Origin of the sequence: Isoptericola halotolerans (assembly GCF_045689585.1) — a bacterium.
In the GTDB taxonomy this organism is placed as follows: domain Bacteria; phylum Actinomycetota; class Actinomycetes; order Actinomycetales; family Cellulomonadaceae; genus Isoptericola; species Isoptericola halotolerans_B.
Genome location: NZ_CP140108.1, coordinates 1784407 through 1799877, shown reverse-complemented (window position 1 = coordinate 1799877; position 15471 = coordinate 1784407). Strand labels below are relative to the sequence as shown.

16 protein-coding genes are annotated in these 15471 nt (G+C 71.8%); 6 read left to right on the top strand and 10 right to left on the bottom strand.

Translation table 11 applies throughout. From position 1 onward, the window contains the following. Positions 1-19: 19 nt before the first annotated feature. The 4 genes from UQW22_RS08410 to UQW22_RS08395 all read right to left on the bottom strand — a co-directional run bounded on the left by UQW22_RS08410 (position 20) and on the right by UQW22_RS08395 (position 3050). Positions 20-799, bottom strand: coding sequence for a DDE-type integrase/transposase/recombinase (locus UQW22_RS08410; RefSeq protein WP_407320463.1), 780 nt, complete (start codon positions 797-799; stop codon positions 20-22). A 65-nt stretch (positions 800-864) separates the two neighbouring features. After that, entirely contained in the window at positions 865-1209 is a 345-nt protein-coding gene (locus tag UQW22_RS08405) for a helix-turn-helix domain-containing protein (RefSeq protein WP_407320461.1), read from the bottom strand. 385 nt (positions 1210-1594) lie between these two features. Beyond that, on the bottom strand, positions 1595-2521 hold the full coding sequence (locus tag UQW22_RS08400; protein ID WP_407320459.1) for a nucleotidyl transferase AbiEii/AbiGii toxin family protein: 927 nt from the start codon (positions 2519-2521) through the stop codon (positions 1595-1597). Then, positions 2514-3050: a type IV toxin-antitoxin system AbiEi family antitoxin domain-containing protein gene (locus tag UQW22_RS08395; RefSeq protein WP_407320457.1), complete on the bottom strand. Its 537-nt coding sequence runs from the start codon at positions 3048-3050 to the stop codon at positions 2514-2516. Before UQW22_RS08395 ends, UQW22_RS08400 begins: the two co-directional genes overlap by 8 nt. Before the next feature lie 519 nt (positions 3051-3569). On the opposite strand from UQW22_RS08395, the gene UQW22_RS08390 reads away from it, so the two are divergent. Both UQW22_RS08390 and UQW22_RS08385 read left to right on the top strand, forming a co-directional pair. Further along, on the top strand, positions 3570-4457 hold the full coding sequence (locus UQW22_RS08390) for a sigma-70 family RNA polymerase sigma factor (RefSeq protein ID WP_407320455.1): 888 nt from the start codon (positions 3570-3572) through the stop codon (positions 4455-4457). A 173-nt stretch (positions 4458-4630) separates the two neighbouring features. After that, positions 4631-5263: an HdeD family acid-resistance protein gene (locus UQW22_RS08385; RefSeq protein WP_407320454.1), complete on the top strand. Its 633-nt coding sequence runs from the start codon at positions 4631-4633 to the stop codon at positions 5261-5263. On the opposite strand, the gene UQW22_RS08380 is transcribed toward UQW22_RS08385, so the two are convergent. The 3 genes from UQW22_RS08380 to UQW22_RS08370 are packed head-to-tail and all read right to left on the bottom strand — an operon-like array spanning position 5253 to position 7655. Then, positions 5253-6569, bottom strand: coding sequence for a type II toxin-antitoxin system HipA family toxin (locus UQW22_RS08380; RefSeq protein ID WP_407320453.1), 1317 nt, complete (start codon positions 6567-6569; stop codon positions 5253-5255). The two genes, UQW22_RS08385 and UQW22_RS08380, sit on opposite strands and share 11 nt — an antisense overlap. Continuing rightward, the gene (locus UQW22_RS08375) at positions 6566-6862 is read right to left on the bottom strand and encodes a helix-turn-helix domain-containing protein (RefSeq protein WP_407320452.1); all 297 of its coding nucleotides are present in this window, start codon (positions 6860-6862) and stop codon (positions 6566-6568) included. Before UQW22_RS08375 ends, UQW22_RS08380 begins: the two co-directional genes overlap by 4 nt. A 49-nt stretch (positions 6863-6911) precedes the next feature. Then, positions 6912-7655: an SDR family oxidoreductase gene (locus UQW22_RS08370; RefSeq protein WP_407320451.1), complete on the bottom strand. Its 744-nt coding sequence runs from the start codon at positions 7653-7655 to the stop codon at positions 6912-6914. Positions 7656-7762: 107 nt separating this feature from the next. Here UQW22_RS08370 and UQW22_RS08365 point away from each other — a divergent pair, with 107 nt between their 5' ends. Both UQW22_RS08365 and UQW22_RS08360 read left to right on the top strand, forming a co-directional pair. Next, a complete protein-coding gene (locus UQW22_RS08365; protein ID WP_407320450.1) occupies positions 7763-8959 on the top strand; it encodes an NAD(P)/FAD-dependent oxidoreductase in 1197 nt (398 codons plus the stop codon). A 46-nt stretch (positions 8960-9005) separates the two neighbouring features. Further along, complete coding sequence (locus tag UQW22_RS08360) at positions 9006-10421, top strand: DUF4232 domain-containing protein (RefSeq protein ID WP_407320449.1); 1416 nt, start codon at positions 9006-9008, stop codon at positions 10419-10421. Positions 10422-10431: 10 nt separating this feature from the next. Here UQW22_RS08360 and UQW22_RS08355 read toward each other — a convergent pair whose 3' ends face one another. Then, the gene (locus UQW22_RS08355) at positions 10432-12423 is read right to left on the bottom strand and encodes a cytochrome c biogenesis protein DipZ (protein ID WP_407320448.1); all 1992 of its coding nucleotides are present in this window, start codon (positions 12421-12423) and stop codon (positions 10432-10434) included. Between the two features lie 63 nt (positions 12424-12486). Next, positions 12487-13098, bottom strand: a complete 612-nt coding sequence (locus UQW22_RS08350) for a hypothetical protein (protein WP_407320447.1) — start codon at positions 13096-13098, stop codon at positions 12487-12489. Positions 13099-13259: 161 nt separating this feature from the next. Here UQW22_RS08350 and UQW22_RS08345 point away from each other — a divergent pair, with 161 nt between their 5' ends. After that, positions 13260-13943 carry a fasciclin domain-containing protein gene (locus UQW22_RS08345; protein ID WP_407320445.1) on the top strand — a complete coding sequence of 228 codons (684 nt, stop codon included), beginning with the start codon at positions 13260-13262 and terminating at the stop codon, positions 13941-13943. 141 nt (positions 13944-14084) lie between these two features. Continuing rightward, entirely contained in the window at positions 14085-14471 is a 387-nt protein-coding gene (locus tag UQW22_RS08340; RefSeq protein ID WP_407320444.1) for a hypothetical protein, read from the top strand. Here UQW22_RS08340 and UQW22_RS08335 read toward each other — a convergent pair. Then, positions 14456-15439 (bottom strand): hypothetical protein, encoded by a 984-nt coding sequence (locus tag UQW22_RS08335; protein ID WP_407320443.1) that lies wholly within the window; start codon positions 15437-15439, stop codon positions 14456-14458. The two genes, UQW22_RS08340 and UQW22_RS08335, sit on opposite strands and share 16 nt — an antisense overlap. Between the last annotated feature and the right edge of the window lie 32 nt (positions 15440-15471).

Below are 15471 nucleotides of genomic sequence, written 5' to 3'. Positions count from 1 at the left end.
ATGTGGGTTCGGGCCTTTGTCATGTGTCGGTGGTGGTGCCGCGTGGCTGGTAGTCGCGGGTGAGGTCGATGGTGAGCTCGCGCAGGATCTCGCTGGTGGCGGCGTTGATGATGCTTACGTCGTGGTCGTGGACGACAGCAGGACGTGGGTTCCTGCGTGGGGTCGTCCGATGCCGATGTGTCGGAGCTTGCCGGCGATGCGCAGGGTGACGCATCCGGTCTTGTCGATCTTGTCGCGGCGTAGCCGGTCGTGGCTGTCGGTCCGGTTGGTGGGGTCGGGTGTTGTTGTAGCAGGTGGCGAACGCCGTGAGCAGGGTCCGTAGCTGGGCAAGGATGGTCGGCTGGGTGTGCTGGGCTCGCAGCCACTTCTTCATGGTTTGCTGGAAGCGTTCGACCTTGCCCTGGGTGGTGGGGTGGTTGGGGCGTCCGTTCTTCTGGGTGATGCCTTGGCGGTGGAGCTCGTACTCGAGGTGGTTGCGGCCGCCGCGTCGGCCGGCGAACCGGACGGTGTAGACCATGCCGTTGTCGGTCAGGACGGAGGCGGGGCGTTCGTGCTGGTCGCAGGCCTGCACGAAGGTGTCTAGCACGATGGGTGCGGTGATGCGCTGGTGGGCGGAGATGTGCAGGGCGTAGCGGGAGTGGTCGTCGAGCCAGGTGATGATCTCGACGTCGGTGCCGGGTTGCCCGTCGGGGCGGGTGAGTCGGTAGTGGGTGAAGTCGGACTGCCAGGTCTCGTTGGGTTGGTCGGCTTGGAAGCGGATGTAGGAGCTGCGGGGGCGCTTCTTGGGTGCGGGGGTCACGGCGCCTTCGCGGGTCAGGATCCGGTGGATGGTGGCCCGCGAGGTGGTGATGTCGTGGTGGTGGGTCAGGTGCCAGGCGATGGTGTCGGCGCCGCAGTCGTGGCCTTGTTCGTCGAGGTTCCTGCGCAAGCCAGGATCTGTTGCACGACGGGCTCGGGTATCGCGGCCGGGTAGGTGTGTGGTCGCCGTGAGCGTGGCTCGAACGCTGCTTGACCCTCGGTGCGGTAGCGGGCCATGAGTCGTGAGACCCATCCCTGAGAGACGTCGTAGCGGCGGGCGACCTCGCTCTGCGAGGCGCCGGCCAGGACCGCTGTGATCACGAGTCTGCGTTTCGACACGATCGAGCATCGACCCGTCGGGTCATGCCGATGACCCGAGACACGCCATGTCGATGACGTGAGACACCCCATTCCGATGTCCTGAGACCAGACACTGTCACCCCGACCAGCCGACAAGGGCCGCTGACTTGAGCACCTGCTCAGGACGGCGGCCCTTGTCGCGTCATCCGGGAGACCTCATGGTCGCTGAGGGCTTACGAAGCGGCGTGGACCTCTTCGTACACCGGCTCCGGTGTCGCGTCCGCCCAGGTCAGCAGCTTGTGTAGAGCGCGCGACTTCTTGGTGCCGGGCGAAGCAACGACGCGGCACTCAAGCAGGAGGGTCTGTTGGTTGCCCGGAGGTCCCTGAAACGGGCCTGCCGGCTCAACGGCGGCCCCGCACGCCTGGACGCTCGATGCGACACGGTGGGTGAGTGGTCACGGCGACGACGTGCCAGGCGAGTAGTGAGCGACCCGGGTCAGGCGCCGGTCTCGGCGGGAACCTCGTCGATCTCGCGCACCTTGTCGGCGAGCCAAGCGCGGGCCTCGTCGAGCGTCGCGAGGATCGGTGTGGTCTTGTCGACGAGAGTCTCGTCGCGCGCGTCGACATACGCCAGGGTCCAGTCGTCCATCGGCCGCAGCGGCAGCGGGGGCCAGGACTGCTGGTTGCGGAAAGCGAAGGTGCGCACGCACATCTGCCGCAGCACGCTCAGGTCGGGGCGGGCCAACCACAGCAGTTGCAGGTCCACCAGGTCGTGGGCCCGCACGTAGTCGGGGTCGGTGACGGCGTGAAGCTTCTGCGAGATCTGGTACTCCAGATCGACGAGCTCGACCGGCTGCAAGTCGCCGAACCCGAAGTGGTCGCCGAATTCCACCAGGTGCCCGTCGATCTGCCTGCGGGTGTGAGCGAACGGGTCGATCTCGGGGTCGGAGACCTCGACGTCCAGGCCTGCCCACGCCTTGCCGAGGAACGAGATCGCGACGCGGTAGGGGTGCATCACGTACTGCGGCTCGGCAAGCCCGGGGTCGTGGAGTCGCACCGCACGCACCGAGGCCGTGAAGGCGACCCGGGCCGGGGCATCGGGGTCGCGGCGCAGCGCACCCTTGGATGCCGGAACCTCACCCCAACCGCGTGCGAGCCGGTCACGGAACGCCTGCTCGAAATCCTCACCACGCGCACGCGTGGAGACATCGAGGTCGGCGGTCGCGCGAGTGCCCTGCTCGCCCATGCGCAGCTTGACGCCCATGCCGCCCTTGATCGCGACGGCGTCCGGCAGCATCTGCGAGACGACCAGCGTGCACAGCATCACCCGTGCCCGCGCCACCGGAATCCCCATGCTCCGGGCGACCTCCGCCAATCGGTCGTTCAGTTGCTGGATGTTCAACGGCGGCGTCAGTTCAGCCACGGGCGCTCTCCTTCAAGTCCGGGATCTCGTCGGGGCGCACGAGCTCGCGCCCCACGAGGGTCGCGACCAGCGCGTCCCAGCGGTCGGGGGCGACCCGTGCCCGCAGGTCCTCCAGCGCCCTGGAGATCGTGGTCGCGGGCACGCCCTCAACATCCGTCAGGTCCTCGTCGGTGATGTCGGCGCGGCGTTCCAGCACCATCCAGTCCGGGAGGGTTCGACGCACGCGACGACGGGTTCCCACGCGCACCTGCCGGGGGTTGAACTGGCCAACCCCCAGCAGGTCGAGGACCGACTCACGCTGCAGGAACGCCCCCGGCCCAGCGAGGGCGGCAGCGACTGCCGGCTCGGTCAGACGGGTCGTCGGAACGTCCCGGTGGGTGTAGACGCCCTGACCGTACGAGCGCAGCACGCCTCGCGCTGCCAGCTTGCGCACCTCCACTGCGGGCACGCCAGCGTCCTCTGCCTCGGCGACGGTGACGACGCCGTGGTCGCTCGCCGCGATCTCCCACAGGTCATGCCGATATCCCACTACCCACCTCCAATGCCAATACCGTACCACTAGCGGTACGTTTTTGACCTGCTGAGGCTCGGTCCTCACTTCGGCCTCACCGTCGCCGTGACACGGCACGGCACGGGCACGGCACGGGCACGGGCACGGGCACGGGCACGGGCACGGGCAGACGGTGAAGTTCTGAGTCCCGGCAAAGGCTGACCTGTCAGTTGACGTCGCCGCGCTCCAGTGCGCGTCGGCCAAATTGGGCGCGTTGATCGGCGAACAGGGTCTGGACGTCGAGGACCCGATGGAGAGACTTCAAGGCCCCCTCGCCGAGACGAGGCGGTAGCGCAGATCGACAGCAGCATCGTTCTGAACGCGAATGTCCCGGACACGTCGCGTCCTACACCTCGCCGTTCGCCTACAACGACATCCGCCTTCGACGAGGAGTCCTACGCAGCGAAGCGGGTGCAGATCTCAACGCTGGATGCAGAGGGCCTTTCGTGGTTCCCCCGAGCAGGCGGGCACGACCATCGCCTGGCGTAGCGTGACCGCATGACGTCGCGCCCCTCTGCGCTCAAGCGCCCCGACGACCTCGACGCGTTCCTCACCACCCGCCCGCAGCTCTTCGGCATCGCCTACCGCATGCTGGGCAGCGTCGTCGAGGCGGAGGACGTGCTGCAGGAGGCATGGATCCGGTGGCAGGGCACCGACCGGACCCGCGTGGAGAACCCTGCCGCGTTCCTCACCACCGTCGTGACGCGTCTCGCGATCAACGCGACGACGTCGGCGCACGCCCGGCGCGAGACGACGTACGTCGGGCCGTGGCTGCCGGAGCCCGTCGACACCGCCGCTGATCCCGCCCTGGGCGCGGAGCGGGCCGAGGCGCTCGAGCTGGCGGTCCTCGTCCTGCTCGAGCGGCTCACACCCGTCGAGCGCGCCGTCTACGTGCTGCGGGAGGCCTTCGACTACCCCCACCGCCGGGTCGCGGAGATCCTGGGCCTGACCGAGGCGAACACACGCCAGCTCGCTCGTCGGTCCCGCGAGCGCCTCGGCACTCGCGACGCGGTCGCCGTGGACGCGAGCGAGCACCGCCGTCTGCTCGGAGAGTTCGTCGCCGCTGCGCGCGACGGCGACCTGGCGCGCTTCGAGCAGTTCCTCGCCGAGGGCGTCGTAGCCCGGACGGACGGCGGCGATCGTGTGCACGCCGCGCGCATCGACCTCGTGGGGCCGGCACGGGTGGCGTCGTTCTTCGACAAGATCTGGCACAAGTACGGCACCGGCATCGAGGCGCACCTGGTCGAGGCGAACGGCCAGCCCGTGCTGGCTCTCCGACGGGAGGAGACCCTCGTCGGACTCCTGGCGCTCGAGGTGGCCGCCGCGGGTATCGAGCGGGTGTTCGTGCAGCTCAACCCCGACAAGCTGGCGAGGTTCACACCGTGAGCTCCTGAGCAACGGGTACTCCCTGGACCGCGCGCCGGCGCCTGCCTCACGTCGCGGGCGCCTGGCCGGTCATCCGCGCGACGGCCGACCTGTTCGGCTGAGTCCCGGAGCGCGCACCCGAGGCATCGCTCGTAGCATCGCACCAGGCAGCCGCGCCACGAGGAGGCACCGCGATGTCAGACGCCAGCGCCCCGATGTCCAGCCGCACGGTCGGCACGGCGCGTCGGCTGTGGGGCCTCGTCTACCTCCGCGCCGCCGTCCAGCTGGTGGCGGGCGTCCTCCTGTTCGTCAACCCGGACGAGGGCCTGACGTGGCTGCGCTGGCTCGTCGGTATCGCGATCGCGGTGCAGGGTGTGCTGCTGGTGGTCGAGAACCGGCGTGCCACCGGCGGATCCGGCGGTGAGGACCTCAACGCGCGACTGGTCGCGGGGATCGTCAGCGTCGTGGCGGGGGTCGCCGTCGTCGCCTGGCCGTCGATGACCGGTCCGCTGCTCTTCCTGATCGTCGGCATCTGGGCGTGCGTGGCCGGGGCGATGGCCCTCGTCGGCGGGTTGCGGGGCCGTTCCGCCCGTACCGTGGCGTGGGACTGGCAGCTCGTCAACGCGGCGCTGTGGCTGGTGCTCGGCATCGTGCTGCTGGCCCGGCCGACCGATGACACGACGACCGTCGCGATGCTGCTCGCGCTCTACCTGCTGCTCTCGGGCGCCGTCGTCCTGGTGGGCGGTCTGGCGACGACCACGCGCCAGAAGGACGCGGACGCGTCCGTGGCATCCGGCCTCGGATCTGAACCCGGCGCTACGCCGTAGACGGCCGGCGCCTGTCGGCCGGCAGCTCCACGGGATCGTCCAGCCGCTCCAGCACCCGTCGGGTGTGCCCGAGGACGACGTCGAGCGATCTCACGCGGATCTCTTCCGCCTCCGAGGTCCCGATGCCGTGCAAAGCATCCGCGAAGGCATCCGGAAAATCCTCTGCCATCGCGCGGGCCCGGGAGCGCATCTCGTCGCTCGACATGTTCAGCAGGGTGGCGGCACGGTCCCAGTGCTTGCCGAGCACCTGCCCGAAGGCCCGCCGTCCGCCGATGGAGACGGCAATCTCCTGCAGCGCCCGGTTCGTCGCTTGGTACGGCAGTGCGGTCGCGAGGTCATAGAGGGGCGCGACTCGCGTCGTCCCCGGCAGGAGGAGCAGCGAGATGTTCTTCGCATGGCCATCGGGAGCTCCCGCCACGTAGTTGAACGCGGCGAAGTCACCCAGCGCGCGGAGGCCGGTCCGCCGATCACCGACGTTCTGACGGACCAACCTCGCCATGTCGGCGAGCCCGGGCCCACCGTTCGACTCGTACTTGCGACGGGGCGATCGGCCGAAGGCGGAGCAGAAGTCTTCCTGGTGAAGTCTGAGGACGGTCCCGTCCTGCCTGCGCGCTCGGTCGTAGCGCGTCACGACGATCGCCGACTCGCCGTCGAACTGCTGGTACTCGCTGCGCGCGACATCCAGGCCCAGGGTGCGCGCGGCGCGCATCGTCGCGTGCTCGACCAGCGCCTGATGGCTCAAGATGCCGATGCCAGGCTTGACGATGTGAGTCGTCGCCGCTGAACCACGGGCCTCGGACCAGCCGTCACCGTCACGCCGGAGAGCGAACTTTGCCTGTTGTCCCGCGAGCGACCAGCGCTCGCCGGGCAGGGTCCACGACGGCTGCGACCCGGTACGCAGGTCTCGCAGCCGCTCGGCGATGTCGGCGACACCCACCGGCGTCGTCTCGTGGGACCGGGCCCGCATCTCGTCGAGCTCCTCCGGACGGCAGAACTGGACCGCTCCGGGGCAGTCCCAGCCCATCTGCGCCAGCACCCCGACCGTGTCGCCGGCGGGCACCGACAGTCGGCGCGCCCACTGGTCCCGGGTCCCCTGCGCCTCCGGGAGCAGACCGTCGAGGAAGGCCCGGACGGGGCGGCCTCGGTAGGTGGTGTCCGCCAACGGCATCCGGATCCCGATCGGCGTCGAGCCCTGGGCGAGGTAGTCCGGGGTGTAGGTGAACTCCGGTTCGGCCGACGGGGCACGTTGGTCGATCCGACCGATCACTGCCCCGTACAGGCTGACGACGAGCTGCCGGGCGGTCATCGCTGGTCCTCCGCCGCGAGCGTGTCGAGGACGTCCGCCTCTGCCGCGGTGAACGTCCGTTCGGTCACGGCGAGTCCCAGACCCAACGTGTCGAGGACGCGGAAGACCGGTTCGAGGCTGGCTGCCGGATGTCCCCCTTCGAACCGCGCGAGCCATGCTCGGGACACGCCCGCGGCAGCGGCGAGCGCCGACTGGGAGAGACCACGATCACGCCTGGCGGCCCGGACGACGGCGCCGAGCTGCCGCGAACTCCCCACTGCCACCATCTTTGCTCCGTCCACGAACGTAGACACACCAGGAGTGTCTACGTTCGTAGACGATAGCAGATGTCTACGTTCGTAGTCAGGCTCCCCCTGTTCTCAACCACTCGTCGAACGTCACCGACCCGCGCGGCCCCTCGCCGTCGGGCAGCAGCGCCCCACCCCGGAAGTCGGCACCTGTGCCGGGGAAGTCGATCGGCAGCACCCACCGCCGTCGGCCCTGCGCGCGCAGCAGCCGGCGCGCCAGGTCCACCATCTGCTCCTCACGCGGCCCGGCGATCTCCGGCGCGGTGCCCTGCGCCGGCGCGGCGGCGACCTCGGCCAGGTACGAGCCGACCTCGGCCGCCGCCACCGGCCGGCACCGCATCCGCGGCATGATCGCCACCGGCCCCGGCACCGCCCCGAGCACCTGCCCCGGGAACTCGTGGAACTGCGTCGCGCGCACCACGGACCACGGCACGTCTGCCGCGCGCACCACCGCCTCCTGGGCCACCTTGGCCCGGTAGTAGCCGTACCCCGACGCCCGGTCGACCCCGACGATCGACAGCAGCACGTGATGCTCGACGCCGGCCCTCACCTCGGCCGCGAGCAGGTTGCGCGAGGTGGTGGTGAAGAACTCGGTGGCGACCCTCTCCTTCAGGCTCGTGACGTTGAGCGTGTCGACGACGGCGTCCACCGCGTCCAGCGCGGCGTCCAGGCCCTGCCCGGTCACCGCGTCGACGCCTCGAGCGCGAGCCAGCACCGCCACCTCGTGCCCGGACCGCTCCAGCGCGGCCACCACGTGACGTCCGACCACACCGGTCCCCCCGGCGACGGCGATCCTCATCTGTCCGTCCTTTCGATACGACCGACTCCTGACACCTTGACGACAGCACGGCGTCCCTCGACGTGACAGGCTGTGAGGCGGATCACTGCCGCTGCAGGGGAGGACCGATGGAGCCGATCGTCGTCGTCGGAGGCGGGTTCGCCGCTGCCCGCGCCACCGAGACGCTGCGCACGGAGGGGTACGACGGCGATCTCGTCGTCGTCGCCGGGGAGGCGGTCCCGCCGTACGAGCGACCGCCGCTGTCCAAGGCCTACCTGCGCGGGGAGGTCGGACGCGACGCCCTGGTCCCGCTGGACGAGCGCTGGTACCGGGACCACGACGTCGACCTGCGCACGTCGACGACGGCGGTCGGCCTGGACGTCGCCGGACGGACGGTCACGCTGGCACCGGGCGGCTCGCTGCGCTACTCGCGGCTGCTGCTGGCCACCGGGTCCCGGGTCCGGCGGCTCGACGTCCCGGGCGGCGAGCTGCCCGGAGTGCTCCACCTGCGCAGCGTGCGCGACGCCGACCGGTTGGCGAGCGCGCTCGACCACGACGGTCCGGTCGTGGTGGTCGGCGACGGCTGGATCGGTATGGAGGTGGCGGCGTCGGCCCGTCAGCTCGGCCACGACGTCACCGTGGTCAGCAGGTCCCCGCACCCGCTGCACGGCCTCGGGCCGCAGGTCGGGCAGATCTTCGCGGACCTCCACGAGAAGAACGGCGTCCTGCTCGTGCGCGAGGCCACCGTGACGAGCCTGCCCGGGACGGACCGGGTCACCGGGGTGACGCTCGACGACGGCCGCACGCTCGAGGCACGCACCGTCGTGGTGGGCATCGGCGTCACGCCCGAGGTCGGCGTCGTCCAGGGCGCCGGGATCGAGCTGCGCCCCGCGTCCGACGGCGGAGGGATCGTCGTGGACGGGACGCTGCGGACCACCGCCCCCGACGTGTGGGCCGTGGGCGACATCGCCTCGGTCCCGTCCCCGCGCTACGGGAGACCGCTGCGCACCGAGCACTGGGCGACCGCTGACCAGACCGGCCGGCACGCCGCCCGGTCGATGCTCGGGGACGGGACCGCCTACGACGTGCTGCCGTACTTCTTCACCGACCAGTTCGACCTGGGCATGGAGTCGAAGGGCGTCACCGAGGGTGAGGTTGTGGTCAGCGGCTCGCCGGCGGACTGCGAGGGTGTCGTCTTCTGGGTCTCCGACGGGCGGGTCTCCGGGGCGATGGGCCTCAACGTGTGGGACCGCATGGACGAGGCGGAGGAGCTGATCCGGGCCGACGGTCCGGTCGACCGGGCCGTGCTGGAGTCGTTCGTCTGATCCGGAACGTCGCGGACGGTGCGCCGCGGTCTAGCACGATCAGCACATGTCACGTCGCGTCGTCCTCGGGTGGGTGGCGCTGGTCGCCGTCGGCCTCGTCGCGATCGGTCTCTGGCGGCCGTGGGACACGGTGCCGAACACCGTCCCGAACACGGTGCCGGGCGCCCTGCGCGAAGCCGTCGGACCGATCGAGTCCATCCCTGGCGTCGTCGGAGCAGAGGTCCGCTACGACGTGCTCCACCACGACGCGAAGGACGGCGACACCGCCGTGGCCGGGCTCGAGGTCCGGCTCGAGGAGGACCTGACGCCGCAGGAAGCCGGTCGGGCGGCCGGCCAGGTGTCAGCACTGTTCACCGCGGCCCCCGTCCCCGGCGTCGAGCTGACCCGGTCGATAGGGATCGCCGCCGGCCAGCCGGACGAGAGCGGCACCGCCCCTGCCTACCCGCTGAGCGTGCGGACCCTCGACAACCCCGACCTCGACATCGCCGTCACCCAGGCCTACGAGCTGTGGCAGGCAGGCGCCGCGCGCGCCTCCGACAACTCCGCGGAGACGAGCACACCGGACGAGCTCCTCGCGTTGGCCGACTTCGCCGAGCGGCGCGGATTCATCGCCGCCCTCGCCACGCTCGACGGCACGGTCCGCTACGAGCCCGGCATCCCCGTCGTCGTCGACGTCGCTCTGGTCCGTCTCGCCGTCGAGGCTGCCGAGCGCGACGGCGTCGAGTCGGCGTTCTCCACCGGTGAGAGGGGCCTGATGCTGCACCAGGCGGACGACCGGGCGAGCACGACCGCCGCGCTCGAGGACTGGCTGGAGACGCACGCCGTGGCGGGCGACCCCGTGCCGTACACCCTCTTCTCGCCCGGCCACGACACGCTCGCCGAGGGCTGGGTCGGCGGTGTCGCGCCGCCCGAGCCTGAGCCGCACACCCTCCCGCTGCCCGACGGCACCGAGGCCTGGCCCGCCGACGCCGCGGCGCCGGCATGCACCGGCGCCGACCTCGAGCCCGCCCTCAGCTCGCCCGACGCCGCCACGGGAGCGCGCTACCTGTCGGTGCGGGGCCGCAACGTCTCCGACGCCCCCTGCGCCGTCGACGGCGTGCCCGAGCTCGCGTTCCTCAACGCGGACGGCGAGCGCCAGCGGGACGTCACGATCGTGCCGACGGCCCCGGGCGTCGTCGCCGGACGCGTCGTCGTACCGCCGGGGGAAGCGGCGATCGCCACCCTGGAGTGGCGGGCCATGTCGACCGCGAACGACCCCGACGTCACCACCGCGGTCGAGGTGGTCGCGGTGCCCGAGGCCGACCCGGAGCGCCTCGTGCCGCGCGCACCGGGCCTGGCCGACCAGCCGCCCGCCGAGGGCGAGGACGCCGCGGCCGGCGGCGCCCCGGCCCCGCTGGACGTCCTCGACGGCGCCGAGGTGCGGGTGGGACCGTGGGCCCAGGCGGTCGCCGGCTGGTCCTGACCCGGGACGATCACCCGAAGGTGAACGTGTAGACCGACACCCCGGCGGGCACCTCCAGCTCGACGATGCCGTCCGTCGGGCCGTCACCGCGCAGCACGTCGTACAGCGTGGGGTTGCCGCCGACGGCGATCTCCTCCTCGGAGCGGACCGTCCCGTCAGGTGCGGTCACGCGCGCCGTCACCGTGCCCTCGCCGCCGAGCACCGCGAACACGTCCGTCGACCGGTAGGCGAGACGCAACCGGGCGTCGTCGGACACCGCCGTCGCGCCCTGGAAGTCGACGTCCCACGTGCCCGCCAGCGAGAACGTATCCGGCTGCTGCTCCGCGGCCGGCTCGAACGTCTCCTCCCCGCTGCCGTACGCCGTCGGGCCCGCGTAGTTGAAGACCTTGTTCAGCGCGAGGTACGTCTCCGGCGTGGTCTCCGCGTCCGGCGTCGTGTCGACCACGTCGGACGGCGGCGGCAGCTCGACGTCCGGGTCCGCAGCCCGCAGCAGGTCGCGGATGTGCTGCTCGGTGACGTCGTAGTCGCCCTCACCGAACTTCAGGTAGCGCACCGTCCCGTCGGCGTCGATCAGGTACTCCGCCGGCCAGTACCGGTTCCGGTAGGTGGTCCAGGTCGAGTAGGAGTTGTCCTGGGCGATCGGGTACTCCACGCCCAGGTCCTCCGCGCCCGCGACCACGTTGCGCGTCTCGCGCTCGAACGCGAACTCCGGCGTGTGCACCCCGATGACCTCGAGCCCGGCGTCCTGGTACTTCTCGTACCAGTCCGCGATGTGCGGGACGGCGCGCTGGCAGTTGATGCAGGAGTACGTCCAGAAGTCGACGAGGACCACGTCGCCGCGCAGGTCCGCCAGCTCGACGGGCTGCTCGTCAGGGGTGTTGAGCCACTGCGTGATGCCCGTCAGGGGCGGCGCGGTGCCGCAGTCGGCCAGCTCGGTGGACCCGCTCGTGCAGTTCGACAGCTCCCGGTTCGCGTCGGTGACGATGCCGCCGAGCTCCAGGGCCTCCTGCACCGACTCGTTGGAGTCGACCTGCTCCTGCAGCGCGCCGGTGTAGTCCGGCAGCGCGCGCTGGATCTGGGCCGGCACGTCGAAGGCCAGCCCGACGGCCAGGACGATCATGACGACACCGCCGGTGACCCGGATGCCGCGCTGGTGGCGCTGGAACCCGCGCACCCGCTCGGCGACCCGGCGCCCGGCCAGCGCGAAGACCAGCAGCGGGATCGCGGCGCCGACGGCGAAGCTCACCGTCAGGGCGACGGTGCCCGGCCCGATGTTGCCCGTCGCGCCGGCGACGGTGATCGCGGCGAGCACCGGCCCGGCGCACGGCACGTACAGCACGCCCAGCCCGAGGCCCAGGAGGAACGCCCCGCGGTCCTGCCGGGCGGCACCCTTCCGGGAGCCGAACGCCGCGATGCGCTGGAACGGCCGCTCCAGCACCTCCTCGATTCGCGGCACGATCATCCCGACGCCGATCGCCGCCAGCAGCGTGATGCCCAGCCAGCGCAGCAGGTCCTGCGGCAGCCCCAGAGCCGTCAGGAGCACGGAACCGAGCAGGGTGAAGACCGTGAAGCTCAGCACCAGCCCGGCGATCACCAGGTAGGGCCGCCACGACCGACCCGCGCTGCTCGAGGACCGGCGCGATCGCCGGTCGTCCGCCGGGGGCTCGTCCACCGTCTCGTCCGCCGAGAGCGGCAGCCTCACCGTGCCGGCGCGGCCGGTCGGGGGGCCGCTCGTCACCTGCCCGGACCTGCCCACCCGCACCGCGGACGGGGCGCCGGCGAACAGTGCGGGGCTGACGCCGCCGCCCTCGCCGGCCGCAGCGTCCGGACCGGCGTCCGGAGCGCCGTCGTCGGCCGCTGCGCTTCCCCCGGCTGCCGCCGCGCGCTGCCGGGCTCCCTCGACGCCGCCCGCGAAGAAGATCACCGGCAGCATCGGCAGGATGCACGGCGAGATGCCGGTGATGAGGCCGCCGAGCAGGCCGATGATGATCAGTGTCTCCATGCCACGGGTTCGGAACCGTGGGCCGCTCGGATGGGTCGGAGCACGCCGTGCGCCCCGTGCGCGTCATCCGCGGACGGTGGTGACGACCTGCGTCAGGGATGGCCGCCGGGGCGTCGAGCCGAACCCGAACCGCACCGGAGGGTCCACGTCCGCCAGCGCGCCGAGGTCCCGGCCGGCCCAGCTCACCCGGACGCCTGTCAGCGCCCGCACGTCCGTGGCGCTGTAGGTCTCGTGCCGACCGTTCCCGGCGCTCCCGCGAGTGCGCACGCCGTCGAGCAGGACGCGCGCCACCGGGTCGGTCAGGAGCGCGAACGTCGGCGCGACGGCGAGCCGGGCAGGAACGAGCCGCAGCAAGCGCCCGAGCGCGGTGCGGCGTCCGACGGCGGCACGCAGCCGCAGCGGACCGGCCTCGGCCTCGAGGTGGTCCGGCGCCCGGCCGGTGCCGGTCCGGACCGACACCGGGGTCTGCACGACCTCGTCGAACCGGTAGGTCGTGGACACGAAGTCCGCGACCTGCGGCGGTGCGACCAGCACCCGGTGCCCGGCGGCGTCCTCGACCATGGCGTCGGCGAACGGACCGAACGGCGACTCCCACCAGTGCCCCAGGACCACACGGGTGCCGGACGTCGTGCCGCACCCGAGGATCTGCCCGCGGAACCTCTGCTCGTCCACCATCCCCCGAGTCTGCGGGCGCGTCCCCGCACGTGCGCGGTCACATCCAGAGAGCTCGCGTCCGGAAGAAGTTCCGTCCGCGACCCATCCGCTGCGACCAGGGCTCCGAACCTCCGGTGAAGCGCCCCGGGACCAGGTCGGGGCGACGAGGCAAGGAGAGAACCATGAAGAACCTTCGTACCCGCACCGCCGCCGCCGGCCTCGCCGCTCTGGCCCTGCTGGCCCTCGGCGCGTGCTCCTCCGACGACTCCGACATGTCGGGCTCCTCGGAGGAGACGATGACCGAGGAGTCCCCGATGGCCGAGGACATGGAGGAGTCCGAGGACATGGAGTCGGACATGGCCATGGACCCCGCCGCGAACCTCGTGGGCGCCGGCTGCGAGGCCTACGCCGAGGAGGTTCCCGAGGGTGACGGCTCGATCACCGGGATGTCGACCGACCCGGTCGCCGTGGCCGCGTCGAACAACCCGATGCTCACCACGCTGACGTCCGCCGTGAGCGGCGAGCTCAACCCCGACGTGGACCTTGTCGACACCCTCAACGGTGACGAGTTCACCGTCTTCGCCCCGGTCGACGACGCGTTCGCCGCGGTGGACGCCGAGACGATCGACACCCTCTCCACCGACGCCGACCTGCTGACCACGGTGCTCACCTACCACGTGGTGCCCGGTCAGATCCTGCCCGAGGACATCTCGGGCGAGCTCGAGACCGTCCAGGGCGAGACCGTCGAGGTCACCGGATCGGGCGACGAGCTCATGGTGAACGACGCCAACGTGATCTGCGGTGGCGTCATGACGCAGAACGCCACGGTCTACCTCGTCGACTCGGTGCTCATGCCGTCCATGTGATCGGCACCTTTCCGGTCCGGTTCCCGGGCACGGGTGTCCGGGAGCCATTCGAGGCCAGGTCCGTCTCGTCATCCGACGAGGCGGGCCCGGCCCCTTCGTGCGCGCGCAGGTGCCGCTCCGCACAGGCGCTAGGGTCGGCCCATGCCTCGTCCTCGCACCCGCGTCGTCGTCGTCGGAGCCGCCGTCGTCGCCCTGCTCGCCGGGCTCTTCCTCGCCGTCCCGGTGGCTTGGCTCGAGCTCGACGGCCCGCCGGCGCCGCCCGTCTCGACGATCGCCGACCTGCCCGAGGGGGCCCAGGTCACGGCGATCGACCGGGCCTGCGGGTCAGGCGGCTGCTGGCTCGAGGTCTCCGTGCTGGCCGCTGCGGGAACCACGGGTCAGGAGCTGTCGAACGAGGTCACCCCGGACGGAGAGGTGTGCGGGGTCCGCAGCGTCGTGGACCTGCGCCGGGTGTGCACCTCGACCAGGGCGGTCGGGCCGACAGACGCGCGGTTCGTCGTCCGGTACCAGCGCTACCTGGACCTGTAGCGGGTCGGCCGGTCCGGGCTGTCGCTCCGGCTCGGGGCGTCGAGCACCGCGCCCGCGGGCAGCTCGATCGCCTCGAGCGCCGGATCCGCCACGAGGGAGTCCACGAGCGCCCGGGAACCGCCCACCAGGGTCCATGCGTCGTCGACGTCGTTCGCCGCCACCCACGCGCGGTCCTCGGGCCAGAAGATCGCGGGGGTCCGGGGGTAGGAAGTCCGGCGGTCCAGGTCGTCGATCCACGGAGCGTCGTCGATCCATCCCGGCCCCGTGAACCGCTCGATACCGGCCGCGAAGAGGATGTGGCTGCGGAAGGGCAGCTCCAGGCGCGGACCGGCGGCGGCGTCGACGGCGAGGACCCCCGTGCCGGGAGCTGGGGCGTCCGGGTCCGGTGGTGCGAGCCCGTACTCGACCGTCCCGCGTGCCCGGCGTCGGTGCCGGAGCTCGACGGCGACCCGCCGCACCGTCCGGATCAGCTTCCACACCGGCACCACGAGCCACCGCAGCCACCACACAGGGGACCAGGCCACGAACGACGCCCGGCCGGCCGAGGACACCAGTCCCCCGATCCCCTCCCACACACCCACCACGCCACGGTCCGGCGTGGAGGTGTGCCGCGCGAGACGCTCGGCGACGGCAGCCAGCACGTCAGCCGGCACGAGGCCCTCCACCGGCGCCTCCAGCGCCTCGCCCTGCGGCGTCACGACATCCTCGTTGCCGGACCACGGGCGCCCGCACAGCCGATCCAGGTCCGCCGTCGGGCGCAGCGGCGTGCCGAACGCCGCGGCGACCTGCGACCACCGGACGTCCGCGCCGTCGACCTCCCGTCGCAGCGGGTGCAGGACGCGGGCGTAGGCCTCGAAGCCGCGCGGGACAAAGGTGTGGATGGTCCACCGGCCGTCGCCCTCGAGATCCAGCCCAGCACGCACCCAGTCACCGCAGGCCGGGTCGGGGACCCAGGGCATCGTCGTCATCGAGCGATGATGGCACGCCGCACAGCCGGGGC